This is a genomic window from Mesorhizobium sp. M0016, from assembly GCF_040324035.1.
Lineage (GTDB): Bacteria > Pseudomonadota > Alphaproteobacteria > Rhizobiales > Rhizobiaceae > Mesorhizobium.
This window is the reverse complement of record NZ_JAMYVM010000009.1, coordinates 24355-50198: the sequence shown is the minus strand read 5'-3', so window position 1 is coordinate 50198 and position 25844 is coordinate 24355. Positions and strand designations below refer to the sequence as shown.

General features: G+C 63.1%; 21 protein-coding genes. 17 read left to right on the top strand and 4 right to left on the bottom strand.

Annotated elements, in window-relative coordinates:
• Positions 1 to 191: 191 nt before the first annotated feature.
• The 4 genes from NKJ88_RS15240 (at position 192) to NKJ88_RS15225 (ending at position 6144) form a co-directional block, all read left to right on the top strand.
• The gene (locus NKJ88_RS15240) at positions 192 to 1481 is read left to right on the top strand and encodes a D-arabinono-1,4-lactone oxidase (protein ID WP_352444569.1); all 1290 of its coding nucleotides are present in this window, start codon (positions 192 to 194) and stop codon (positions 1479 to 1481) included.
• Positions 1478 to 2650 (top strand): alanine racemase, encoded by a 1173-nt coding sequence (locus NKJ88_RS15235; protein ID WP_352444568.1) that lies wholly within the window; start codon positions 1478 to 1480, stop codon positions 2648 to 2650. Before NKJ88_RS15240 ends, NKJ88_RS15235 begins: the two co-directional genes overlap by 4 nt.
• Before the next feature lie 79 nt (positions 2651 to 2729).
• A complete protein-coding gene (locus tag NKJ88_RS15230) occupies positions 2730 to 4442 on the top strand; it encodes an aldehyde dehydrogenase family protein (protein WP_352444566.1) in 1713 nt (570 codons plus the stop codon).
• A gap of 49 nt (positions 4443 to 4491) precedes the next feature.
• Positions 4492 to 6144, top strand: coding sequence for an FAD-binding dehydrogenase (locus NKJ88_RS15225; protein WP_352444564.1), 1653 nt, complete (start codon positions 4492 to 4494; stop codon positions 6142 to 6144).
• Positions 6145 to 6382: 238 nt separating this feature from the next.
• Here the strand turns inward: NKJ88_RS15225 and dgoD are convergent, their stop codons facing one another.
• Together dgoD and NKJ88_RS15215 are read right to left on the bottom strand one after the other, a co-directional pair.
• A complete protein-coding gene (gene dgoD, locus NKJ88_RS15220; RefSeq protein ID WP_023714596.1) occupies positions 6383 to 7531 on the bottom strand; it encodes a galactonate dehydratase in 1149 nt (382 codons plus the stop codon).
• A gap of 7 nt (positions 7532 to 7538) precedes the next feature.
• Entirely contained in the window at positions 7539 to 8279 is a 741-nt protein-coding gene (locus NKJ88_RS15215; RefSeq protein ID WP_502904749.1) for a FadR/GntR family transcriptional regulator, read from the bottom strand.
• Between the two features lie 194 nt (positions 8280 to 8473).
• Between NKJ88_RS15215 and NKJ88_RS15210 the strand changes: the two genes are divergently transcribed.
• From NKJ88_RS15210 to NKJ88_RS15195, 4 genes are all read left to right on the top strand, one after another.
• Positions 8474 to 9463, top strand: a complete 990-nt coding sequence (locus NKJ88_RS15210) for an arabinose ABC transporter substrate-binding protein (RefSeq protein WP_023668118.1) — start codon at positions 8474 to 8476, stop codon at positions 9461 to 9463.
• 70 nt (positions 9464 to 9533) lie between these two features.
• Entirely contained in the window at positions 9534 to 11045 is a 1512-nt protein-coding gene (araG, locus tag NKJ88_RS15205; protein WP_023833960.1) for an L-arabinose ABC transporter ATP-binding protein AraG, read from the top strand.
• A gap of 11 nt (positions 11046 to 11056) precedes the next feature.
• Positions 11057 to 12007, top strand: coding sequence for an L-arabinose ABC transporter permease AraH (araH, locus tag NKJ88_RS15200; protein ID WP_023668120.1), 951 nt, complete (start codon positions 11057 to 11059; stop codon positions 12005 to 12007).
• Positions 12008 to 12031: 24 nt separating this feature from the next.
• On the top strand, positions 12032 to 12811 hold the full coding sequence (locus NKJ88_RS15195) for an SDR family oxidoreductase (RefSeq protein WP_023691358.1): 780 nt from the start codon (positions 12032 to 12034) through the stop codon (positions 12809 to 12811).
• 62 nt (positions 12812 to 12873) lie between these two features.
• On the opposite strand, the gene NKJ88_RS15190 is transcribed toward NKJ88_RS15195, so the two are convergent.
• Entirely contained in the window at positions 12874 to 13821 is a 948-nt protein-coding gene (locus tag NKJ88_RS15190) for a GlxA family transcriptional regulator (RefSeq protein ID WP_023685300.1), read from the bottom strand.
• Between the two features lie 86 nt (positions 13822 to 13907).
• Here NKJ88_RS15190 and NKJ88_RS15185 point away from each other — a divergent pair, with 86 nt between their 5' ends.
• From NKJ88_RS15185 to NKJ88_RS15155, 7 genes are all read left to right on the top strand, one after another.
• On the top strand, positions 13908 to 14615 hold the full coding sequence (locus NKJ88_RS15185; protein ID WP_023691357.1) for a DJ-1/PfpI family protein: 708 nt from the start codon (positions 13908 to 13910) through the stop codon (positions 14613 to 14615).
• Between the two features lie 121 nt (positions 14616 to 14736).
• Positions 14737 to 15471, top strand: coding sequence for a FadR/GntR family transcriptional regulator (locus NKJ88_RS15180; protein ID WP_352444560.1), 735 nt, complete (start codon positions 14737 to 14739; stop codon positions 15469 to 15471).
• A complete protein-coding gene (locus NKJ88_RS15175) occupies positions 15468 to 16664 on the top strand; it encodes a PLP-dependent transferase (RefSeq protein WP_023824826.1) in 1197 nt (398 codons plus the stop codon). Before NKJ88_RS15180 ends, NKJ88_RS15175 begins: the two co-directional genes overlap by 4 nt.
• Before the next feature lie 26 nt (positions 16665 to 16690).
• Positions 16691 to 17968: an ABC transporter substrate-binding protein gene (locus NKJ88_RS15170; protein WP_023685297.1), complete on the top strand. Its 1278-nt coding sequence runs from the start codon at positions 16691 to 16693 to the stop codon at positions 17966 to 17968.
• A gap of 231 nt (positions 17969 to 18199) precedes the next feature.
• Positions 18200 to 19123 carry a carbohydrate ABC transporter permease gene (locus NKJ88_RS15165; protein ID WP_023685296.1) on the top strand — a complete coding sequence of 308 codons (924 nt, stop codon included), beginning with the start codon at positions 18200 to 18202 and terminating at the stop codon, positions 19121 to 19123.
• Positions 19123 to 19971 carry a carbohydrate ABC transporter permease gene (locus tag NKJ88_RS15160; protein WP_023691354.1) on the top strand — a complete coding sequence of 283 codons (849 nt, stop codon included), beginning with the start codon at positions 19123 to 19125 and terminating at the stop codon, positions 19969 to 19971. Before NKJ88_RS15165 ends, NKJ88_RS15160 begins: the two co-directional genes overlap by 1 nt.
• Positions 19972 to 19974: 3 nt before the next feature.
• On the top strand, positions 19975 to 21042 hold the full coding sequence (locus tag NKJ88_RS15155; RefSeq protein ID WP_023668129.1) for an ABC transporter ATP-binding protein: 1068 nt from the start codon (positions 19975 to 19977) through the stop codon (positions 21040 to 21042).
• Positions 21043 to 21044: 2 nt separating this feature from the next.
• On the opposite strand, the gene NKJ88_RS15150 is transcribed toward NKJ88_RS15155, so the two are convergent.
• The gene (locus NKJ88_RS15150) at positions 21045 to 21887 is read right to left on the bottom strand and encodes an AraC family ligand binding domain-containing protein (protein WP_081725414.1); all 843 of its coding nucleotides are present in this window, start codon (positions 21885 to 21887) and stop codon (positions 21045 to 21047) included.
• Positions 21888 to 22124: 237 nt separating this feature from the next.
• Between NKJ88_RS15150 and NKJ88_RS15145 the strand changes: the two genes are divergently transcribed.
• On the top strand, positions 22125 to 23591 hold the full coding sequence (locus tag NKJ88_RS15145) for an alpha-glucosidase/alpha-galactosidase (RefSeq protein WP_352444556.1): 1467 nt from the start codon (positions 22125 to 22127) through the stop codon (positions 23589 to 23591).
• 98 nt (positions 23592 to 23689) lie between these two features.
• Positions 23690 to 25825, top strand: a complete 2136-nt coding sequence (locus NKJ88_RS15140) for an ABC transporter substrate-binding protein (protein ID WP_023696254.1) — start codon at positions 23690 to 23692, stop codon at positions 25823 to 25825.
• The last annotated feature ends 19 nt before the right edge of the window (positions 25826 to 25844 follow it).

The following is a 25844-nucleotide window of genomic DNA, read 5'->3' as shown; positions in this document are numbered from 1 at the left end:
AACTGCGTTCAATGCCGACGCCGGCTCAGCGTGCGTCGCTGTAGATAATGCGGCCGGCGCGGACGCAAGACACCTCCGATTGCCAGGTTGACAGAAAGCTGACAATGTATCATATCCGAAAGCTGAGTATGTATCATATTATTTAGCGCTAGGAGAAAGACCGGCAAAGCCGGCGTCCCAGGGAGGCAATTTTGGGAGAGGCTATCAGCCAGTGGAGCAATTGGTCGGGCTATGTCACGGCCACGCCGCAGGCTTTTGCCGAACCGCAGAGTCTCGATGAGCTGAGTGGTGCCATTCGCAACGCGCCGGGACCAGTTCGATTCGCTGGCACGGGCCATTCCTTCACGCCTCTGGTTAAGAATGACGGGACGATCCTGTCGCTTGATCGCTTCGAGGGCCTGAGGTCGCACGATCCCGAAAGGCTGACAGCACGGGTCGGCGCCGGCACCAAGATCGGCGCGCTGGCAAAGCTGTTGCACGGCGTCGGCCAGGCGCTGCCGAACATGGGCGACATCGACAAGCAGGCGTTCGGCGGGGCGCTGGGCACCGCCACCCACGGCTCGGGCATCACGCTTGGCGCGTACCACACCCAGCTCGAGGCGATGCAGATCGTCGACGGGCGCGGCGAGGTCAAGGAGTTCGACTGCGCCAAGAGCCCCGACATGATCGAAGCCATGGGCGCTTCGCTCGGCGCTTTCGGCGCCGTCACCGAAGTGACGATCCGCAACGTGGCGAGCTACCGGATGCGGCACCGCCGCTGGACGGCGCCGATCGCCGATGTGCTTGCGCAATTCGAAAGCACCATGACGGCGCATCGTTCGGCCGAGTTCTACTACGTGCCGTTTTCCGGCCAGGCGCTGCTGATTGCCAGCGACATCACCGAGGCGCCGGCGACGGTGCGTCCGCCGACGGAAGACGACGATGCGGTGACGACGCTGAGAAAACTGCGCGACTATCTCAGCTGGCTCCCTTGGCTGCGCCGCCGTCTCATCGGCTCGGCCTTCGCCAAGGTGCCGGCCGAGGATTATGTCGAGGAGTGGCTGAAGGTCTTCACCTCCGAGCGCAACGTCAAGTTCAACGAGATGGAATACCACCTGCCGTTCGAGGAAGGGGCGGCCGCACTCAGCGAAATCATTGCGCTGCTCGAGACGCGGTTTCCAGAGGTCTATTTTCCGATGGAGGTGCGCGTCGTCGCGCCCGACAATGTCTGGCTCAGCCCCTTCTACAAGCGCCCAACCTGTTCCATCGCCATCCATCACGGCGTCGAGCGCGATCCGATGGCGTTCTTCAACGCCGCCGAGCCGATCTTCAGGAAGCGCGGCGGCCGCCCGCATTGGGGCAAGATGCACAGCCTGACATCAAGGGAATTGAGCGCGCTCTATCCGCGCTGGAACGATGCGATGGCGGTCCGCCGCGGGATGGACCCGGACAACCGCTTCGTGTCGCCCTATATTGCCAGGCTGCTCGGCGTCGCGGCATGAGCCTGACCGACACCTATTTCGCGGAAATGTCGGGCGCGCTCAGGGCAGCCGGGATCTTTCAGCCTTGCCTGGTGCTCGATCTCGACCGGCTCGATCACAACATCGCTGCGATCAAGGCGAAGTTCGCCACGGGCCTCGATCTGCGCCTCGTCGACAAGTCGCTGCCATGCCTGCCGCTGATCGACCATATCCGCGCGGCGTTTGCGACCGACAGGCTGATGACCTTTCATCTGCCGATCAGCGCCGAGATGCTGAAAGTGTTTCCCCAAGTCGATCTCCTGTTGGGCAAGCCGATGCCGGTTGCCGGCGCCAGGCACGCGCTGACGAAGGGCGTTCTCGCCGGGCTCGGCGAAGCTACGTCGCGCATCGTCTGGCTGATCGATACCGAGGAGCGGCTGGCCGCCTATGGCTCGCTTGCCGCCGAGCTCGACCGCGAGCTGCGCGTCTGCTTCGAGGTCGATGTCGGCCTTCATCGCGGCGGTATCAGCGCCCCCGACTCACTGGCCCGGGCAGTTTCCGCGTTGGCGAATTACCCGCGGCTGAAATGCGAAGGCGTCATGGCCTACGAGGCGCATATCGGCCATATCCCCAAACTGCTGGGAGGACCGGCCAAGGCGCGCGTCAAGGCGATCAGCCTGTTTCGCCAGTATGTCGCTTGCCTTGCCGCCGACCAGCGCAAGATCCTCAATCTTGGCGGCAGCAGCACCGCATTGCTCTATGACAGCTGGGTCGGCGCCAATGAATTGTCCATCGGATCGGCTTTTATGCTGCCGACCGATTTCGATGTGCCGAGCCTCAGCCAATTGCGGCCTGCCGCATTCATCGCGACGCCGATCCTGAAAGTGGTCGATGTCCAGGCGCCGGGCCTCGACCAGCGCTCCTGGCTGCTGCAGAAGCTCGGGCTGTTGCCGCGGCGCGGCTGTTTTCTCTATGGCGGAAAATGGATGGCGAAGCCCGTCCATCCCGTGGGGATGAAGACCGACAAGACGTTCGGCTTTTCGACCAATCAGCAATTCATGGCGCTGCCCGACAACGTCAATGTCGGGCCTGACGACTACGCCTTCCTGCGTCCGACGCAGAGCGAATTCGTGCTACAGCAGTTCGGTTCGATCCAGGTCTATTCCGGCGGGAAATCCGTCGAGCAATGGGCCGCACTGCCGTTTTCGTAGAGCAATTCCAGGGAAAGTGTGAAGCGGTTTTCCCACAGGAATTGCGTCAAACAAAGAGATCGAAGTGGAGGAGGATAGGATGGTTGCCAAGGCAGTCAAAACCCAGCCCGTGCAGCCTGAATGGGCAGCCGAACTCGACCTCGCGCTCACCGATCTCGACGCCAGGAAGGACGACTGGGCGCAGACCTCGAATGGCGAGCGGATCGCCTTGCTGCGGCAGGTCAAGGATCACATCCGCGAGGTCGCCGAGGCGTGGGTCAAAACCGCGACGCGCAAGAAGGGCATCCCGACCGGCTCGCCGCTGGAAGGTGAGGAATGGCTGGCTGGCCCGGCGGCGCTGATGGATGGCTGCAACCAGTTCATCCACACGCTCAGCCTGATGGAGGGCAAGAAGTTCCTCGACAGACTGCCGGTCCGCACCTTGCCTAGCGGACAGGTGGCGGTGACGGTGGTTCCGAATTCGCTTTGGGACAAGGTGCTGTTCACCGGGCTGAAGGCAGAGATCTGGATGCAGCCCGGCGTGACTAAGGCGAACCTCGCCGCAAACACCGCATCGGCCTATGACGCGCCGCGCACCAGCCGCAAGGGCAAGATCGGCCTCGTGCTCGGCGCCGGCAATGTCGCCTCGATCGCGCCGCTCGACTGCCTGCACAAGCTTTTGGTCGAGCACCAGGTGGTTCTGCTCAAGATGAACCCGGTCAACGACTATCTGATCGATTTCCTGCGGCCGGCGCTGCGGCCGCTGATCGAATTCGGTGTGCTGCGCATCGTGCGCGGCAGCGCCGATGTCGGTGCGTATCTGTGCAACCACGATCTCGTTGACGACATCCACATCACCGGTGCCGCGGCCTCGCATGACGCGATCGTCTGGGGGCCTGGCGAGGAGGGCCGCAAGAACAAGGCGGCGGCCAAGCCGCGCAACAGCCGGCGTATCACCTCTGAGCTTGGCGGCGTGGCACCCACCATCGTGGTGCCCGGCCCATGGTCGGATGCCGACATCGCCTACCATGCCGAACTGATCGCCACACAGAAGCTCAACAATTCCGGTTTCAACTGTATCGCCTGCCAAATGCTCGTGTTGCCCGAAGGCTGGGACAAATCCGACGCGCTTCTGGCGGCCCTCGAAAAGGTGATGCAGAAAGCCCCGTCGCGCCCGGCCTATTATCCCGGCGCGACCGAGCGCCTCGCCGCCTTCGAGGCGCATGCCGACAGCGTACAGAAATTCGAGCGGCCCGGCGGGCCGGCCTGCGTGGTGGTGCCGTTCCGGCCGGGCACGGATACCTATCTCGAAAATGCCGAGGTGTTCGCGCCGGCGCTCAGCGTCATGCGGCTGCCGGCGGGCAATGCGGAATCCTATCTGCGCGCCGCTGTCGCCTACGCCAATGAAAAGCTGCACGGCACGCTTGCCGCCAACATCCTCATCCATCCCAGGACGATCGCCGAGATCGGCCGGCAGCGCTTCGAGGAAATCATTGCCGAACTGCGCTATGGCGGCATCGGCATCAATTCCTGGAGCGGCGTTCTGTTCGCGCTGCTGCGCCCGACCTGGGGTGCTTTCCCTGGCCACACGCTCGACGATGTGCAGAGCGGCATCGGCGTCGTCCACAACACCTATTTGTTCGACAGACCAGAGCGCAGCGTGCTCGAAGCGCCGTTCCGCATCATGCCGAAGCCGGCCTGGTTCCTGACCCACAAAAGGGCACACATGGTCGGCCGCCTGATCACCGAGTTCAACTACCGGCCGAGCCTCATGAAGCTGCCGCGCATCATCTGGAACGCGCTGCGCGGCTAGCAACGAGCATCCGATCTCGAAAACAAAAGCCGGCACAGGAGCTACGACAATGGCTGACGCGGATGCAATCATCGTTGGCGGCGGGCTGGCCGGCCTGGCCGCAGCCGCGGAACTCGGCGATGCCGGCAAGCGCGTGATCATCGTCGAGCAAGAGGGTGGCGGTTTTCTCGGCGGCCAGGCATTCTGGTCGCTCGGCGGCCTGTTTTTGGTCAACACGCCCGAGCAACGCCGCCTGCGCATCAAGGACAGCCGCGACCTCGCCTGGCAGGATTGGCTGGGCTCTGCCCAGTTCGACCGGCCCGAGGACCATTGGCCAAGGAAAGTGGCGGAAGCCTATGTCGATTTCGCCGCCGGCGAGATGCGGCCGTGGCTCTACGCCATGGGCATGCGCTGGTGGCCGGTGGTCGGCTGGGCCGAGCGCGGCGGCGCGCTGGCCAATGGCCACGGCAATTCAGTGCCGCGCTTCCACCTGACATGGGGCACTGGGCCGGGCGTGGTCGCGCCGTTCGAAAGGCGCGTGCGCGAGCACGTCGCCAAAGGGCTGATCACTTTGAAATTCCGTCATCAGGTCAGCCGGCTGATCAAGACCAACGGCGCGGTCACCGGCGTCGCGGGCGAAATTCTGGAGGCATCCGATGTCGAGCGCGGCAAGCAGTCGAGCCGCACGGCCGTCGGCGATTTCGACCTTTCGGCCGGTGTCGTGATCGTCACCTCCGGCGGCATCGGCGGCAATCATGAGTTGGTTCGCAAGGTCTGGCCGGTCGGGCGGCTGGGGCCGGCGCCGAAGCGTATGGTTGCCGGCGTGCCGCACCATGTCGACGGCCGCATGGTGGCGATCACCCAGGACGCCGGCGGGGCCGTCATCAACGCCGACCGCATGTGGCACTATGTCGAGGGGATCAAGAACTGGGATCCGATCTGGCCGAACCACGGCATTCGCATCCTGTCGGCGCCGTCGCCGCTATGGTTCGATGCGCTCGGACAACGCATGGAGGCGCCGTTCTTCCCGAGTTTCGATTCGCTCGGCACCTTGAAGCGCATCCTGTCGACCGGCCACGATTATTCCTGGTTCGTGCTGAGCAAGACGATCGTCTCGAAGGAGTTCGTGCTGTCGGGTTCGGAGCAAAACCTAGACTTTACGGCCAAGGATTGGCGGGCCGTGCTCAAGAACCGGCGCGGCGGCAAGGCGCCACCATCGGTGGCAGCGTTCCTGGAAAAGGGCGAGGACTTCGTCGTCCGCGACAACCTGGCCGACTTGGTCGCCGGCATGAACGCGCTGTCAGGCGACAATCTGCTCGACTACGACCGGCTCAAGGCGCAGATCGTGGCGCGCGATCGCGAGGTCGACCATGCCTATACCAAGGATGCGCAGGTCACAGCCGTCCGCGGCGCCCGCAACTACATTGGCGACAAGATCTTCCGGGTGACCAAGCCGCACAAGATACTCGATCCCAGGCACGGGCCGCTGATCGCGGTGCGCCTCAACATCCTGACGCGCAAAACGCTTGGCGGCCTGCACACCAATCTCAATTCGCAGGTTCTCGACGGCAATGGCGAACCCATTGCCGGGCTCTATGCGGCAGGCGAGGTGGCCGGCGGCGGTGGCGGCGGCTATCACGGCTACAATGCGCTGGAAGGGACATTTCTCGGCAGCTGCATCTTCTCCGGCAGGAACGCAGGCCGGCACGCCGCGGGCAGGTGACGCGGCTGGCGGGCCAAGAAAAGGTCGATGAGAACAGGACATCCGCCATGTTCCATGGATAGCGACTGCTTTCGATCGCTTGCCGCAACCCAGGCGGTCAGCCAGTTGCGGCTTGCCGGCGCCGACGGTTCCCATGCGCTGGTGCTCGGCGCTGCGGCACATCAGAGGCCTGCGTTACGCTGGCGCCACCGCGAAATCGACCCGAGGTCCTGAAGGCCTGGCCGCAAGGTCGGCCGAGCTACCACTCGGCGAAGGAGCCGTCCTTGTGACGCCAGACCGGGTTGCGCCAGCGGTGGCCTTCCTTGGCGCGTTCCTTGACGTAGTCCTCGTCGATTTCGACGCCGAGGCCGGGACCATCGGGGATTGCGACATAGCCATCCTCGTAGCGGAAGACGTCCTTGTTGGCGGCATAGTCGAGCAAATCGTTTGCGGCGTTGTAGTGGATGCCGAGGCTCTGTTCCTGGATGAAGCAGTTGTAGCTGACGGCATCGAGCTGCAGGCAGGCGGCGAGCGCGATCGGGCCGAGCGGGCAGTGGGGCGCCACCGCAATGTCATAGGCCTCGGCCATCGCTGCGATCTTGCGGCATTCGGTGATGCCGCCGGCATGCGACAGGTCTGGTTGGATGATGTCGACGGCGCCTTGTTCGAACACCGATTTGAAATCCCAGCGGCTGTAGAGCCTCTCGCCGAGTGCGATCGGCGTCGAGCCGAGGGCGGCGATCTCCTTCAGCGCCTCGCGATTTTCGCTCAGCACCGGCTCCTCGATGAACATCAGCCGGTAGGGTTCCAACTCCTTGACCAGCATGCGCGCCATCGGCCGGTGGACGCGGCCGTGGAAATCGACGGCGATGCCAATGTTGGACCCAACGGCCTCGCGCACCATGGCGACTCGTTCGACAGCCGCATCTATTCTGTCATGGCTGTCGACGATCTGCAGTTCCTCGGTGCCATTCATCTTCAGCGCCTGAAAACCGCGCGCCACCACTTCCCTGGCGCCATCAGCCACTTCCGCCGGCCGGTCGCCGCCGATCCAGGAATAGACCTTGATGCTGTCGCGCAGCTTGCCGCCGAGCAGTTCGTGCACAGGCACGCCGAGCGCCTTGCCCTTGATGTCCCACAGCGCCTGGTCGATGCCGGCAATGGCGCTCATCAGGATCGGCCCGCCGCGGTAGAAGCCGCCGCGATGCATCACCGTCCAATGGTCCTCGATCAGGCGCGGGTCCTTGCCGATCAGATAATCGCCAAGTTCCTTGACCGCTGCCTCGACCGTCAGCGCACGGCCTTCGACCACAGGCTCGCCCCAGCCGGTAACGCCGGCATCAGTCTCGATCTTCAGGAACAGCCAGCGCGGCGGGACGATGTAGGTGGTGAGCGAGATGATTTTCATGCTGGTCTCAGTTGTTCTTGAGTTTCTTGGCGCTGACCAGGTTGCGCGCCGCAAGGTCGAGGATCCGGCCTGCCGCCGCACGCGCCGCCGCGGCATCGCGCATGCGCAGCGCCTCGACCACCTCACGGTGCGCCGCCACCGCTTCCATGCGCCGGGCGAGCGAAATGGTCGCAGTTGCTTCGAGCGAGAATTTCAGCCCGGTGTCGATAAGATTGCCGATCTGGCGGAAGATCGGGTTGTGGCTCGCGGCATAGACGATCTGGTGGAAAGTGATGTCCGAGCGCGAGAAGGCGGCGAGATCCTCGCCGGCATTGGCCATGCCGCGCCAGGCGGCTTCGAGATCGGCGATCTCCTGCAGCGTCGCACGAGTCGCCGCCAGTTCAGCTACCAGCGGCTCGATGGCGCGGCGCGTCTCGAGGATGGCGTCGAACAATTTGTCGTCCAGTGCATGCGGCGCGTGCCAGGCCAGCACCTGCGGGTCGATGATGTTCCAGTTGTCCTGTTCACATACAACCGTGCCGATGCGGGGCCGCGACAGCACCAGCCCCTTGGCGGCCAGCACCTTCAAGGCCTCGCGGATGACGGTGCGGCTGACGCCATATTCGACGCCGAGTTCGTTTTCGGTCGGCAGGGACGAGCCGGCGGGATAGCGTCCGGAAAAGATGTCTGAGGCAAGCGCCTTGGTCACATCGGGCATGACGCGCGGGCGGCGGGTGTCGCCTGATGCCTTCTTCGAAGTGTCGGTCACCTCAGCCCTCCTCCAAGGCGGCGAAACCACTGATCTCGCGTCCCCGGCCTTACCGGATGCGGATGATTTGCGCCAGCGATCCCTGGTCAGAGCATGTAGCTCAATTATCATACCAGATCAATTGACGAGTATGATAAAAAGAATTAGAGACTCTGCATCCGGGCTGAGCGCCCGGCCATCGCTGGGAGGTAATCATGCGACTTCTGAAGACCGCGCTCGTCGCGGGCGCCCTTGCCGTGCTGTCCGTCACGACCATCGCTGCATATGCTCAGGACACCAAGATAGGTTTTATCGTCAAACAGCCCGAGGAGCCGTGGTTCCAGGACGAATGGAAGTTCGCCGACCAGGCCGCCAAGGAGAAGGGTTTTACCCTGGTCAAGATCGGCGCCGAGGACGGTGAGAAGCTGATGTCGGCGATCGACAATCTCGGCGCGCAGGGCGCGCAAGGCTTCATCGTCTGCACGCCTGATGTGAAGCTCGGCCCCGGCATCGTCGCCAAGGCCGCCGCCAACAATCTCAAGCTGATGACGGTTGATGACCGTCTGGTCGGCGCAGACGGGAAGGCGCTGGAAGACGTGCCGCATATGGGCATTTCGGCGACCAAGATCGGCGAGGCCGTCGGCCAGGCGATCGTCGACGAAATGAAGGCGCGCGGCTGGAAGGCCGACGAGGTTGGCGCCATCCGCGTCTCCTATGATCAGTTGCCGACCGCCGTCGACCGGGTCGAAGGCGCCATTTCGGTGCTCAAGGCCAACGGCTTCAAGGCCGAAAACATCTTTGACGCGCCGCAGGCCAAGACCGATACCGAGGCTGCGCTCAATGCGGCGACGGTGGTACTCAACGCCCATGCCGACATCAAGAAGTGGGTCTCCTTCGGCCTCAACGACGAAGCCGTTCTCGGCGCCGTGCGCGCTTCCGAAAGCGTCGGCATCCCGGCCGAAAACGTGATCGGCGTCGGCATTGGCGGCGCGGATTCGGCGATCAACGAGTTCAAGAAGCCGACCGCCACCGGCTTCGTCGGCACGGTGATCATCTCGCCGAAGCGTCACGGCTACGAGACTGCGCTCAACATGTATGACTGGGTCGCCAACAACAAGGAACCCGAGAAGCTCATCCTGACCGCCGGTGCGCTGGCCAAGCGCGACGACTACCAGACGGTCCGCAAGGGTCTCGGCATCGAATAATCCTCCCTGTACAAACAGGCGGCGGCTCACAGTCGCCGCCTGTTTGGCATGGCAAAAGGATAGGCGCCCCATGTCCTTTCTCGACTTCTCGGAAATCACCAAGACCTATCCGGGCGTCAAGGCGCTGTCCGGCGTCTCGTTCAGCGTCGACAAGGGCGCCGTGCATGGCTTGATGGGCGAGAACGGCGCCGGCAAATCCACGCTGATCAAGATCCTGTCGGGCGACCAGCATGCCGATGACGGCGAGATCCTCATCGACGGCAAGATGCAAGCCTATGCAACGACGCGAGATGCCTTCGACAATGGCGTCATCGTCATCCACCAGGAGCTACAGCTGGTTCCTGAGCTCACTGTTGCCGAAAACCTCAGCCTTGGCCGCTTCCCCACCAACGCCGGCATCATCGCCCGCGCCAGAATGCTGGAAGACGTCGGCGCCAAGCTGAAATCGGCGGGCATCGACATCGATATCAGCCGCAAGGTCAAGACGCTGTCCATCGGCGAACGGCAGATGGTCGAGATCGCCAAGGCGATCATGCTCGACGCGCGCGTCATCGCTCTGGATGAGCCGACCTCGTCATTGTCGTCGCGCGAAAGCGAAATTCTGTTTGCCCTGATCGACCGCCTGCGCGGCGAGGGCAAGGTCATCATCTATGTCTCGCACCGGCTGGACGAAGTGTTCCGCCTCTGCGACAGCCTGACCGTGCTGCGCGACGGCAAGCTCGCGGCGCACCATGCGTCACTGAAAGACGTCACGCGCGATCAGGTCGTCGCCGAAATGGTTGGCCGCGAAATCTCCGACATCTGGGGGTTTCGCCCACGCCCGGCTGGCGATGTCCGGCTGAAGGTCGACGCTGTTTGCGGAGTAAAACTGACGACGCCCGCCAGCTTCGAGGCGAGGGCGGGCGAGATCGTCGGCTTCTTCGGTCTGATCGGCGCGGGCCGCTCCGAACTGATGCGGCTGGTCTTCGGCGCCGACCCGCGCTCAGGCGGCACCATTACCGTTGATGGCAAGGTCGTTCATGCCACCGATCCGCATGACGCGATCCGCGCCGGCATCGTTTTGTGCTCGGAAGACCGCAAGCATGACGGCATCATCCAGGGCCGCTCGATCGAGGAGAACATCAACATCTCGTCGCGGCGTCATCACACGCGCTTCGGAATCCTGAACCGCGCCAGCGAGATCGCCACCGCCGAGACCTTCATCAAGAAGCTCAAGGTGCGCACGCCGTCGCGCAAGCAGGACATCATCAACCTCTCCGGCGGCAACCAGCAGAAGGTCATTCTCGGCCGCTGGCTGTCGGAGCAGGGCGTGCGCGTGCTTATCGTCGACGAGCCGACACGCGGTATCGACGTCGGCGCCAAAGCGGAAATCTACGAACTGCTCTACCAGCTTGCCGAAGACGGCATGGCGATCGTCGTCGTCTCGTCCGAATTGCCGGAAGTGATGGGCATTTGCGACCGCATCCTGGTGATGTGCGGCGGGCGGGTCAGCGCCGAACTCGCGCGCGACCAGTTCGCCGAAAAAGCGATCCTGGCCGCCGCTCTTCCCGATCAGAAAACCCCCGACGCGATCGCATCCTGAGGATCTTTGCCATGACCGATCAGTTGAAGAAGATCCTGCTCGGCGAACAGGGCCTCGTCGTGATCTTCATCGTCGCCTTCGCGCTGGTGTCGCTGCTGGTGCCGAATTTTCTGACTGACCGCAACATGCTCGGCCTGCTGCAGTCGGTGGTCACCGTCGGCATTGTCGCCTGCACCATGATGTTCTGCCTTGCCGCGCGCGACTTCGACCTCTCGGTCGGCTCCATCGTCGCCTTTGCCGGCATGGTCGCGGTGATGGCGTCGAACTATACCGGTTCGATCCTGCTCGGGCTTCTCGCGGCAATCGCCTGCGGCGCCTTCGTCGGCTTCATCAATGGCGTCGTCATCGCCAAATTCCGCATCAACGCACTGATCACGACGCTTGCCACCATGCAGATCGTGCGCGGCCTTGCGCTGATCGCATCGGACGGCCGCGCCGTCGGCATCAACAGCCCGGATTTCTACCAACTGGCGCTGTCGAAGCTGTTCGGCATTCCGACGCCGGTCTGGGTCCTGGCCGTGCTGTTCTGCATCTTCGGTTTTGTCCTCAATCGTACCGTGTTCGGCAAGAACACGCTGGCCATCGGCGGCAACCCGGAGGCTTCGCGCCTGGCCGGCGTCAATGTCGACTGGACGCGGATCTGGATCTTTGCTCTGCAGGGCGTGGTCTGCGGCATCGCCGGCATCCTTCTGGCCTCGCGCATCACGTCGGGCCAGCCCAATGCCGCGGTCGGGCTTGAACTCTCGGTCATCTCGGCCTGCGTGCTCGGCGGCGTCTCGCTTGCCGGCGGCCGCGCCACCATGTCGGGCGTCATCGTCGGCGTGCTGATCATGGGCATCGCCGAAAACGCCATGAACCTGCTCAACATCCCGGCGTTCTACCAATACATTGTGCGCGGTGTGATCCTGCTGCTTGCCGTTTTGCTCGACAATCTGCGTTCGTCGGCACTGGGCCGGCGCTGACCATCTTCCAGTGGAGTGACAGCCATGGCTGAGCGCCTGTCCGGCAAACGCATCTTCCTCACCGGCGCCGCGCAAGGCATTGGGCTTGCCATCGCTGAAGCTTGCCTCGCCGAAGGGGCAAGGCTGTTCCTGGTCGATCGCGACGGCGCGCTGCTGGACAAAGCGGTCGCCGGCCTAGCAGCGCCGCAGGGCCATGTCGGGCATGTCTCAGCCGACATCAGCGACGGGGCCGCGATTGCCGCTGCCGTCAGCCGGGCGACCGACGCGATCGGGCCGATCAACGCGCTGATCAACAATGCGGGGATGAATGTGTTCTCGACGCCGCTCGAGGCGACTGAGGAGGAGTGGAACCGCAATTTCGATGTCAACGTCAAAGGCGCCTGGAACTGCGCCAAGGCGGTGCTGCCGGCAATGATCGCAAATGGCGGTGGCGCGATCCTCAACATCGCCTCGACGCACAGCTTCACCATCATCCCTCATACCTTCCCCTATCCCGTGGCCAAGCACGCGCTGCTTGGGCTGACCAAGTCGCTGGCGCTGGAATATGCCGGGCAGGGCGTGCGCGTGAACGCGCTGGCGCCCGGTTATGTCGAGACGCAGAAGGCAGCCGACTATTGGAACAGTTTTGCCGATCCGGTTGCGGCGCGCGCCAGGACGCTGGCGCTGCATCCCGGCGGCCGCATCGCCTCGGCGCGCGAGATCGCGCTGGCCGCTGTGTTCATGATTTCCGAGGAGTGCCCGTTCATGAACGCCGCGACCCTCGTCGTCGATGGCGGGCTCAGCCAGCTACAGCATCCCGCCTGAATGCTAGAGAGGCTCTATTTCTACGGCATCGACCGCCGGCCTAATGGAGCAAGCAGTCGCGATCAGAAACGCTCGCGATAGGCGCGCGGATTGGTGCCCAGCACGCGCAGAAAGCCGCGCCGCATGGTTTCTTCCGAGCCGAAACCGCAGCGGCGGGCCGTCTGGTTGACGGGCTGGCCACGCTCCAGCATCCGCCGCGCCGCCTCGATCCGGATCTCCTCGATCGCGCGGGCAGGTGTCCGGCCGGTGGCCTCGCGATAGCGCCGCGAGAAGCTGCGCGGGCTCATATTGGCGTGGTCGGCCAACTGCGTGAGCGACAGGTCACCGGCCAGATTTTCGAGGATCCAGCCATGCAGCCGGTCGAAGCGCCCGTCGCCTTGCTGCAGCTTGAGGGTCTGGCTGAATTGCGCCTGGCCACCGGGACGTTTCAGGAAGACCACCAACTCGCGCGCCACGCCGAGCGCCGTGTGCCGGCCAAGGTCGGCCTCGACGAGGGAGAGGGCGAGATCGATCCCCGCCGTTACGCCGGCGGATGTCCAGACATTGCCGTCGCGGATGAAGATCGGATCGGGTTCGAGCCGGACCGCGGGAAAGCGCCGGGCGAACTCCGCGCAGCGTCCCCAATGGGTCACCGCGCGGCGGCCGTCGAGCAGGCCAGCCGTCGCCAGCAGCATGGCGCCGCTGCAGACGGAAGCGGTTCGGGTGGCATCGCGCGAGCGACCGGCGATCCACTGGACCAGCACGGGATCGTCGCAGGCCGCGTTGACGCCCCATCCTCCGGGGACAAGCAGCGTGTCGATCTTACCTCCGTGGGTTGGCAGCACTGCTGCCTCCAGCACGAGACCGGCCGATGTCCGGATGCGCGGTGAGGCGGCGACGACCACGACCTCGTAAGGAGCCGGTTCGCCGGCCTGCCTTTTGAAATCATTGGCGCTGGCAAAGACCTGCAGCGGTCCGCTGACGTCGAGGAGCTGGATGTCGGGATAGGCAAGTACTTCGATACGGCGCATTGGTTTGGCCCGAAGCGAGGGATGAATGGCAATCGTGCCAAACCATGATGCCGTAGATTGCCGGAAGTCAACCCACGGAGATTTCCATGCCCCTTCGTTTCGGCATCCTCGTATTCCCCGACGTCCAACAACTCGACCTCACCGGCCCATACGAAGTCCTGGCATCGGCCAAGGATGCCGAGGTGGAACTGATCTGGAAGGATCGCAACCCGGTGACGTCATCGACGCGCCTCTCGCTGACGCCAACCGCGACCTTTGACGATTGCCGGCCCCTCGACGTGCTGTGCATTCCTGGCGGGGGCGGGGTCAACGCGCTGCTGGAGGACCAGACAGTCCTCGATTTCGTGTGGGAGCGCGCGGGGCAGGTGCGCTACATCACCTCCGTTTGCAGCGGTGCCCTGGTGCTTGGGGCGGCCGGACTGCTGAGGGGCAAGCGCGCGACCACGCACTGGTATGCGCATGATTTCCTTGAGGAGTTCGGAGCGATCCCGGTCGACGAGCGTATCGTCGAAGACGGCAAGCTCATCACCGCCGGCGGCGTCACTTCGGGGATCGACTTCGGCCTGGCGCTGGTTGCGAGGCTGCTTGGACAGGAGGAGGCCGAGATCGTGCAGCTCTCGCTCGAATACGCCCCGGCTCCTCCCTTTCGGTCCGGCACGCCCGCCGAGGCGTCGCCTGCGGTGCTGGCGCAGGCAAAAAAGCGCCTCTCTGGTTCGAGGCGGGTTCGCGAGGCAATCTTCGCTCGCTGGCGCGAGGCTCGCGCCGCCGCTGCGCCGGCGCGCATCCACGGCTGAAGCAGCAAGGCCGAAGGTGCATCCCCTGGCCCTTCGGCCTTGCTGCGTTTCCACTGTTGACAGGTCCCTTCGTCTGTGCAGAAATTGGTTGGACCATTGAACCACTTCGGTAATAGCCCCGGTGACCCAATTCAGCCTTCCGCCGATCCAGACGACGGCCCGCGACGACGCGGTGCTGAAGGCGTTGGCCGGCTTCGTCATGCGCGAGAAGCTGGAACCCGGTGAGAGGCTGCCGACCGAACGCATCCTCGCTGAGCGTCTGAAGGTCAGCCGCAATACGGTGCGCGAGGCGCTGACGCGCTGGGAAGGGCTTGGCCTGGTCGAGCGCCGGCAGGGCTCGGGCACCTATCTCAAGGCCGCCGTCTCGCTCGACATGCTGCACATGCCGCTGACGCTTGCCGGCGGCAATGATTTCACCGGCCTGATGCGCACGCTGGAAATCCGCCGCGCGCTGGAAGCGGAAGCCGCCGCCCTTTGCGCCATTCGTGCCGACAGGGACGACCTCGCCGAGATCGAGCGCAAGCTCGACATCATGGAGGAAGAGTTTCTCAGCCGCGCCGGCATGTCGTCGGAAGAGGACTGGGAATTCCATCAGGCGATCTACCGCGCCTGCGGCAATCCGCTGTTCGAGCAGATTATCGCCGCCATGCACGAACTGTTCCACCGCTTCTGGGAACATCCGCTCGGCGTGCGCGATTTCGGCCACGCAAGCTTTCCCTACCACCGCACCATGTTCGACTGCATCGCCGCGCACGATCCGGAAGGCGCCCGGGCCGAAGCGCTGAAACTGATCGCCACGGTCGAGAACGATTTGAAGCGCGGCGCCGCCAACCTCAAACTTTCGGTCCGCACATGAACGAGCACAGCTTCGACCCAGGCATTTCCGGCAGCGACTATCTCGCCGAGGCGGCGACGCTTCTGGCGCATGACGACCCGTTCCCTGGCAATGCGGTGGTGCCGCCGATCTACCAGACCTCGCTGTTCACCTTCGCCAGCTATGCCGACATGGCCGACACCTTTGCCGGGCGCAGGAAGCAGCCGATCTATTCGCGCGGCGACAACCCGACGGTGATGGAATTCGAGTCACGCGTCGCAGCGCTCGAAGGTGCGGAAGCCGCGCGCGGATTCTCCAGCGGCATGGCGGCGATCAGCGCGACATTGCTTGCCTTTGTCGGCGCCGGCGAGCGCATCGTTGCGGTGCGCAACTGCTATGGTGACGCCTACCGACTGTTCGAGCGGTTGTTCCCGCGCCTGCACATCAAGGTCGACTATGTCGACGGCTCCGATCAGGATGCGGTGGCCGCGGCTCTTCCCGGCGCCAAACTGCTCTACCTGGAAAGCCCGACCTCGATGACGTTCGAGCTGCAGGATCTCGAACATCTGACGCGGCTGGCGAAAGAGCAGGGCATCGTCACCACCATCGACAATTCCTGGGCGACGCCGGTGTTCCAGAAGCCGATCCTGCACGGCGTCGATCTGGTGCTGCACTCGGCCTCGAAATATCTCGGCGGCCACAGCGATACCGTCGCCGGTGTGGTGGCGGGCTCGGCCGCCCATATCAAGCACATCAACGACCAGACCTACTCGCAGCTTGGCGCAAAGCTGTCGCCCTTCGAGGGCTGGCTGCTGTTGCGCGGCCTGCGCACGCTGCCGCTGAGACTGCCGCATCACATGAAGAGCGGGCTCATCATCGCCGAGCGCTTGAAGGCGCATGACAAGGTCGAGCGGGTCAATCATCCCGCCTATTCCAACCATCCCGGCAAGAAGACGCTTGCCGGCTATGCCGGGCTGTTCTCCTTCGAGGTGACGGAGGATGTCGACATTCCCGCTTTCGTCGATGCGCTGAAATTTTTCCGCATCGGCGTCAGCTGGGGCGGTCATGAAAGCCTCGTCGTGCCGGCAAAGGCCTCGCTCGAGCAGACACCGGGTCTCAATTCGATGGCGCGCTTCGGCGTCAGCCCCCGAACCATCCGCTTCAATGTCGGATTGGAAAGCGTCGAAGACCTCTGGGCCGACATCGGCCAGGCCTTCGACAAAGCAAAAAAATGACTGGGTTCAAAATGGGAGTTCTGAACATGAAACGACTGAGCATCATGCTTGCCACCGCTGCCGGCCTGGCGATGTCCGCCAGCGGCGCATTGGCCGACACCACCCTCAAGCTGGTCGAGGTCATCACCAGCCCGCAGCGCACCGAATTCCTGAAGAAGCAGATCGCCGAGTTCGAGGCCGCCAATGCCGGCGTCAAGGTCGAGGTGGTCTCGCTGCCCTGGGGGCAGGCCTTCGAGAAATTCCTCACCATGGTGCAGGCCGGCGATACGCCCGACATCGTCGAGATGCCGGAGCGCTGGATGGGCCTGTACGCGACCAACGGCCAGCTCGAGGATCTCGGCCCTTACATGGCCAAATGGGACGACGCCAAGACGCTGGGCGACCGCGCCAAGCAATTCGGCTCGACCGTCAACAACACCCAGTTCATGATCCCGTACGGCTACTATGTGAATGCGCTGTTCTGGAACAAGAAGCTGTTCAAGGAGGCCGGTCTCGACGGCCCGCCGGCGACGCTCGACGACTTCATCGCCGATTCCAAGAAGATCTCCGCCATTCCGGGCAAGTACGGCTACTGCCTGCGCGGTGGCCCGGGCGCCTTCAACGGCATGCACATGTTCATGAACATCGCCGCTGGCAAGGGCGGCTACTTCAACGAGGACGGCACCTCGACCATCAACGAGGAGGGCTCGGTCAAGGGCCTGCAGATGCTGGCCGACATGTACAAGGACGGGCTGGCGCCCAAGGATGCGGTGAGCTGGGGCTTTAACGAGACCGTCACCGGCTTCTATTCCGGCACCTGCGCCATGCTCAACCAGGATCCGGATGCGCTGATCGGCATTGCCGACAAGATGAGTGCCGACGATTTTGCCGTGGCGCCGCTGCCTGTGGGGCCAAGCGGCAAATCCTATCCGACGCTGGGCTATGCCGGCTGGGCGATGTTCGCCAATTCGCAGCACAAGGACGATGCCTGGAAGCTGATGGCGACGCTGTTGTCGCCCAAGGACAATCTCGAATGGGCCAAGGAAGTCGGCGTCGTGCCGATCCACAATGGCGCCGACCAGGATGCCCACTTCAAGACCGAGCAGTTCAAAGGCTGGTTCACCGAACTCAGCGACACTTCCAAATATGAAATGGTGACGCCGCCGACACATCTGGAGAACCTCGGCAATTTCGTCGACCAGGTGGCGATCAAGAATTTCCAGGAAGTGCTGCTCGGCCAGAAGTCGGCCAAGGACGTTGCCGATCAATGGGCCGCGTTCCTGACCAAGGAACAGCAGGACTGGCTGGCCAAGAACAAGAAGTAGTTCTTCCACCTTCTCCCCGTTTACGGTGAGAAGGTGGCCCGAATGCATATCGCCCAAAAGTGCGTAGCGGTTTTGGGGCAACGACATGCACAGACAGGCCCGGATGAGGGGCAGCGCGAGCACCCCAAGGCTGGCGCCGCCCCTCATCTGCCTGCCGGCATCTTCTCCCCGTGAACGGGGAGAAGGGTGCTGTTGCCGCTGTCGGCACCCACCCATGATTGTTGAGCGCTAATGACTTATGCCGTGTCCGAAATACGATCCGCCGGCCGGCCGCGAAAGAAGCGGCTGACGCATGCAGCAATCGAGCCCTGGCTTTATCTCAGCCCGGCGATCGTTCTGCTGGTCGTGGTGCTGCTGGTGCCGCTGATCATCGGCATCAGCTATTCGTTCCGGAAGTTCTCCGCCTTCAAATCCGAATATGTCGGTCTAGGCCAGTATCAGGCGATGCTGACCGACCAGGTGCTCGGGCAGGCGCTGGTCAACACGCTGTGGTGGACCGTCGCCAGCCTGTTCTTCCAGTTCTTCCTCGGCCTGGGTCTGGCGTTGCTGCTCGACAAACCGTTTGTCGGGCGCAAGTTCGTGCAGGCGGTGGTGTTCCTGCCCTGGGCGGTGCCATCTTTCCTGTCGGGCCTGACCTGGGCGTGGCTGTTCAATCCGATCATCGGACCACTGCCGCATTGGCTCTTCACGCTCGGGCTGAAGGCCGAGCCGACCAATGTGCTGTCCGATCCGGCGACCGCCATGTGGGGGCCGATCATCGCCAACATCTGGTTCGGCATTCCGTTCTTCGCCATCACGCTGCTGGCGGCGCTGAAGTCGATCCCGTCGGAACTGCATGAGGCGGCCGCAATCGACGGCGCTTCGCCTTGGCAGCGCTTCACCAAGGTGACGCTGCCGTTCCTGGCGCCGACCATCGTCATCACCGTCATGCTGCGTACGATCTGGATCGCGACCTTCGCCGATCTGATCTTCGTCATGACCGAGGGCGGGCCGGCCGGCTCGACCAGCACGGTGCCGGTCTACATCTATGTCAGCGCCTTCAAGTCGCTGGACAAGGGCTATGCCTCCGCGGTGGCGGTGCTGCTACTGGTACTGCTCATCGCCTATGCGATCGCGCTGATCGCCATCCGCCGGTTGCTGGTGAGGCACGTCTGATGATTGCCGGACGCTCTACCTCCTCGCGCATCTTCAGCGGCGTCGGCCTCTACGCGGCGATTGCCGCCTATATGATCTTCGCCCTGTTCCCGATCTTCTGGACGCTGAAGATTTCGGTGACGCCGGAGCGGCTGCTCTATTCCGAGGGCATCACGCTGTGGCCGTCGCAGACGACCTTCCGCAACTTCATCACTGTCCTGGAAGCCTCTGACTTCCCCCGCTATTTCCTCAACAGCGTTATCGTCTCGGTGTCGACGGCGGCCTTGGTGACAGTCATCGCCACGCTCGCCGGCTACGCCATGTCGCGCTTCACCTTTCGCGGCAAGGCAACGCTGGCGATCATGCTTTTGCTGACGCAAACCTTCCCGCTGGTGATGGTCATTCCGCCGATCTACCGCGTCATGGGCGAGCTTGGCCTGACCAACAGTCTGGTTGGTCTGATCATCATCTACACCGCCTTCAACACCGCCTTCGCCACCTTTCTGATGCAGTCCTTCTTCGACGGCATTCCGAAGGATCTGGAGGAAGCGGCGATGATCGACGGCTGCACCCGGGCGCAGGCGATGCGCAAGGTGATCGTGCCGCTGACCTTGCCCGGCATGGGCGCCACGCTCGGCTTCGTCTTCACCGCCGCCTGGAGCGAATTGCTGTTCGCGCTGATGCTGATCTCCAGCGACGACCAGAAGACCTTTGCCGTCGGCCTGCTCACCTATATCGGCAAGTTCGCCGTGGACTGGGGGCAGATGATGGCGGCGTCGATCCTGGCGCTGATCCCGGTCTGCATCTTCTTCGCCTTCCTGCAACGCTATCTCGTCACCGGCCTCACCGCCGGCGCGGTCAAAGGATAATCGATGGCTTCCGTCACGCTGCAAAACGTCGAGAAGGACTACGGTTCGCTGCGCATCCTGCACGGCGTCGACCTCGAAATCGCCGATGGCGAGTTCGTCGTTCTGGTCGGCCCGTCCGGCTGCGGCAAGTCGACCCTTTTGCGCATGATTGCCGGGCTGGAGGAAGTGTCGGGCGGCGAGATCCATATCGGCGATCGGCTGGTCAACGATGTCGCGCCGAAGGACCGCGATATTGCCATGGTTTTCCAGTCCTACGCGCTCTATCCGCACATGGACGTGTCGTCGAACATGGGCTTCAGCCTGCTTTTGAAGAAGGCGGAGAAGACGACGATCGACGGCAGGGTAGGGGCGGCGGCCAAGCGCCTCGGCCTCGACAGTTTCCTCGGACGTCTGCCCAGGCAACTGTCCGGCGGCCAGCGCCAGCGCGTCGCCATGGGCCGCGCCATCGTGCGCGATCCCAAAGTGTTCCTGTTCGACGAACCGCTCAGCAATCTCGACGCCAAATTGCGCGTCCATATGCGCGCCGAGATCAAGGCGCTGCACCAGCAGCTCAAGACCACATCGGTCTATGTCACCCACGACCAGATCGAAGCCATGACTATGGCCGACCGCATCGTCGTCATGCATGACGGTTACGTCCAGCAGGTCGGCCATCCGCTCGAACTCTACGATCGGCCGATCAACACTTTTGTGGCCGGCTTCATCGGCTCGCCCGGCATGAATTTCTTTCCGGCGACAGTCGCCAAGGGCGGCAAGGTGGATGCGGTGCTGGCCGACGGCCAGAAGCTGAGATTGCCTGATGGCTTGCCATCGAAGGATGGGGATGTGCTCACCGTCGGGCTACGGCCGGAGCACATCCAGCTTGCCGACGATGGTCCGCTCAAGGCAGAAGTCGAGGTGGTCGAGCCGCTCGGCCTGTCGACGCAGTTCTATGTCCGGCTCGCCAACCAGCTGGTTTGTGTCTTCGTCATGGGACGCAGCACTATCCGACCGCGCGATACGGTGCGGCTGTCTGCCGATCCGGCGGCGCTGCATCTGTTCGATCCCGCAAGCGGCAACCGCATCGGGTAATCCTATCGAAGGCTGCCCAGGCTGGCATACATGCCGGTGGTACGGAACTGCGTCGGGTTGATGCCGTAGAGCCGGCGGAAGACTTTCGAGAAATAGTTGGCGTCCTCGAAGCCGCACAGGATGGCGACCTCCTTGACCGGCAGGAAATCGGCTTTGGTTAGCAGCTTCGCCGCCCGCTGCAGCCGCTGCTGCAGCACGAACTCGGCCGGCGGAACGCCTTCGCTCTCGGCGAAGCAGCGCGAGAAATGGGCGCGGCTGAGGCCGCTGATCTGGACGAGCTCGGCCACGGGCAAGGGCTTGTCGAGATTGGCGTTGATATGATCGATGACCGGCTGCATGACGCTCTGTTTCTCAGTGAAGGCGTGCGAGCCGAAGACATCGTCGTAAAGCGCCATCGCCGCCTCATAGGCGATTGCCGAAGCAGCGCCAGGCGAAGCGCCGCCCTTGATCAGGCGCAGGCTGCAATCGGCGAGATGATCGATCGTCTCCGGCTGCAGCCGAAACACCGGGCCGGAGACGCTGAGTATGGATTTGTGGACGCGCAGCGCCTCCTCGCCATTCATCGAGATCCAGAAATATTCCCAGCGGTCGCCCTTCTCCAGCCAGTAGCGATGGTTGTGTGGCACCAGCACCAGCAGCGTGTCGTTGGCCTGCAGGCGATAGTTGCGGTTCTCGTAGCGCAGCTGGCCGGTGCCGCTGATCGTGTGCTGCAGCACGGTGAACGGTGTCTGGCCGCGCTTGCGCCCATCCCAGTCGTAAGTCACGCCCTCGCGTACTTCATAGCCGGTGCTGGTTGGCATGGCATGCAGGCGCTGGCGGCCGCGCGGCAGCGAGATGGTGCGCATCAACTGTCCGTTGGCGATCAGATCATGCAGCACAAAATTACCCTCGAAAGCATAATCGTTCTCTGGCCGCGCCCTGGAATAACGGCATAATCCAAATCCTGAGAACGCGAAAGACCCGCGGTCGAGGAGCGGGCGGGGAGGAGAACGAGCCGGAATTCCGGCTCGAATGGCATGCGCGCCAAGGCGGGCCGCCATTCCCTTTCCTGTACGGCATTCGAATGGATCGAGGTGAAGGTGATGAGTTTCAAAATCGCTATTATCGGCGCGGGCAGCGTCGGCTTCACCAAGAAGCTGTTCACCGACATTTTGTGCATCCCGGAATTCAGCGACATCGAATTCGCGCTGACCGATCTCAGCGAACACAATCTGCAAATGATCAAGGCGATCCTCGACCGCATCGTCGAGGCCAACAAGCTGCCGACCAGGGTGACGGCGACGACCGACCGCCGCAAGGCGCTGGAAGGCGCGCGCTACGTCATCAGCTGCGTGCGGGTGGGCGGGCTCGAAGCCTATGCCGACGATATCCGCATTCCCTTGAAATACGGCATCGACCAGTGCGTCGGTGACACGATTTGCGCCGGGGGCATCCTCTACGGCCAGCGCAACATCCCGGTCATCCTCGACTTCTGCAAGGACATATTGGAGGTCGCCGAGCCAGGCGCCAAATTCCTCAACTATGCCAACCCGATGGCGATGAACACCTGGGCGGCGATCGAATATGGCAAGGTCGATACGGTCGGCCTCTGCCACGGTGTCCAGCACGGCGCCGAACAGATCGCCGAAGTGCTCGGCGCCAAGTCGCACAGCGAACTCGATTATGTCTGCTCCGGTATCAACCACCAGACCTGGTTCATCGATTTGCGGCTCAACGGCCGCAAGATCGGCAAGGACGAACTGGTGGCTGCCTTCGAGGCGCATCCGGTCTATTCGCAGCAGGAAAAGCTGCGCATCGACGTGCTGAAGCGCTTCGGCGTCTACTCCACCGAAAGCAACGGTCATCTCTCCGAATATCTGCCCTGGTATCGCAAGCGGCCGGACGAAATCACCCGCTGGATCGACATGTCCGACTGGATCCATGGCGAGACCGGCGGCTATCTTCGCTACTCCACGGAAACCCGCAACTGGTTCGAGACGGAATATCCGCAATTCCTCGAAGCGGCGTCGAAGCCGCTCGACGTATCGAAGCGCTCGAACGAGCATGCCAGCCATATTCTCGAAGCGCTGGAGACGAACCGCGTCTATCGCGGCCACTTCAACGTCAAGAACGCCGGCATCATCACCAATCTGCCGCAGGACGCGATCATCGAATCGCCCGGCTTCGTCGATCGCTTCGGCATCAACATGGCGTCAGGCATCACGCTGCCGGAAGCCTGCGCGGCCACCTGCATGGCTTCGATCAACGTCCAGCGCATGTCGGTGCATGCGGCTGTTACGGGCGACATTGACCTGCTCAAGCTCGCGGTGCTGCACGATCCGCTGGTGGGTGCGGTGTCGACGCCGGAAGAGGTCTGGCAGATGGTCGACGAGATGGTCGTCGCCCAGGCGCGTTGGCTGCCGCAATACGCCGATGCCGTGCCGGCCGCCAAGGAGCGGCTTTCGAAATCGATGGTGAAAACCCGCGACTGGGCGGGTGCGGCGCGGCGCAAAGTGCGCTCGATCGAGGAACTGCGCGCCGAAAAAACGGCCCTGAAACAGGCCGGCTGAGAATGCTGGCAGGCGGACAGCGGGAGGCCGGTTCGCCAATCAGCCGTCATGAATAGATGCGGGCAGCAGCAGACGTCGAAACATCTGGGAGGAACACAATGAGGAACTTTCGTGGAATTGGCATTCTCGCCGGGCGAAGAATTGGCATTCTCGCCGGGCGAAGAATTGGCATTCTCGCCGGGCTGGCGCTGAGCGTCTCGGCATCGGCGCTTGGCAGTGCATACGCGTCCGAGCCGACCACGCCGCCGGCGCCGGCGGCGTTTCCCGCCGAGGGCAAGATCAAATACGTCGCCCGCGATTCCATCCTGGAGTTCAAGGCGCTGCCCGAATATCACGAGCCCGAGTGGGTCACCGAGAAATACGTCAAGACTGGCAAGCTGCCGCCGGTCAAGGATCGCCTGCCGAAGGAGCCGCTGGTGTTCAAGACCGGCAACATGCCGGACGGCATCGGCGTTTATGGCGACACCATGCGCCACGTCATTGGCGGCCGGCCGGAAGGCTGGAATTATGGCGCCGGCCAGACCCAAGGATGGGGCGGCATCGACATCGGCCTTTCGGAATGCCTGACGCGCACCGCGCCTTTGTTCCAGGTCGAGGCCAAGGACACCGAGCCGCTGCCCAACCTCGCCAGGAGCTGGGACTGGTCGAAGGATGGCCACACGCTGACCATGCACCTGGTCGAAGGCGCCAAATGGTCTGACGGCGTTGCCTTCAATGCCGACGATGTCATGTTCTACTGGGACGATGAGGTCGTCGACCCCAATGTCTCGCCGTTGAACGGCGCCACAGCGGAAACCTTCGGTGTCGGCACGACGCTGAAGAAGGTCGACGATTACACCGTCGAGTGGACCTTCAAGGACGCTTTCCCCAAACAGTATCTCTACGCCATGGCCTATGGCACCTTCTGCCCCGGCCCAGCGCATATCCTCAAGCCGCAGCATCCGAAGTACTCGAAGAATACCTACGAGCAGTTCAAGAACGCGTTCCCGCCGGAATATATGAACATTCCGGTGATGGGCGCCTGGGTGCCGGTGGAGTATAGGCCTGACGACATCATCGTCTTGCGCCGCAATCCCTACTACTGGAAGGTCGACGAGAAGGGCAACCAGCTGCCCTATCTCAACGAACTGCACTACAAGCTGTCGACCTGGGCCGACCGCGACGTGCAGGCGGTGGCAGGGGCCGCCGACTTCTCCAACCTCGAGCAGCCGGAGAATTTCGTCGCTTCGCTGAAGCGAGCGGCGGACAAGGACGCGCCGGCCCGGCTCGCCTTTGGCCCGCGCCTGATCGGCTACAATCTGCGCATGAACTTTTCCGCCAATGGCTGGGGCAATCCCGACGAACGCGGCCAGGCGATCCGCGAGCTCAATCGCAATGAGGACTTCCGCAAGGGCATCACCATGGCGCTCGACCGCAAGGCGCTCGGCGACTCGCTGGTCAAGGGGCCGTTCACCGCCATCTACCCCGGTGGCTTTTCCTCGGGCACCAGCTTCTATGACCGCAACTCGACCGTCTACTATCCCTTCGACATCGAGGGCGCCAAGGCGGAACTGGCCAAGGCTGGTCTCAAGGATACGGATGGCGACGGCTTCGTGAACTTCCCGGCCGGGACCGCCGGCGGCAAGAATGTCGAGATCGTGATGCTGGTCAACAATGACTACGGCACCGACAAGAGCCTCGCCGAAGGCGTCGTCGGCCAGATGGAAAAGCTTGGCATCAGGGTCGTGCTCAACGGCCTCAACGGCACCCAGCGTGATGCCTCGCAATATTCCGGCCGCTTCGACTGGCTGATCAGGCGCAACGAGCAGGAGCTGACTTCCGTTGTGCAGAATACCGTGCAACTCGCGCCCGTCGGACCCAAGACCAGCTGGGATCACCGCGCGCCCGAAAGCGGCGTGGTCGACCTGATGCCGTTCGAAAAGGAGCTTGTCGACATCGTCAACAAGTTCGTCTCCTCGTCGGACAATGACGAGCGCGCCAGCCTGATGAAGACGTTCCAGAAAATCTCGACGGAGCATGTCTACAATATAGGACTGACCGAATACCCCGGCGCCCTGATCATCAACAAGCGCTTCTCCAACATCCCGCAGGGAACGCCGATCTTTATGTTCAACTGGGCCGAGGATTCGATCGTGCGCGAACGCGTCTTCGTCGCCGCCGACAAGCAGCAGAAATACGAACTCTTTCCCGACCAGCTTCCCGGCAAGCCCGGCGACAAGGGTCCGACGAACTGAGTTTCCTCCCCTGGCTGAC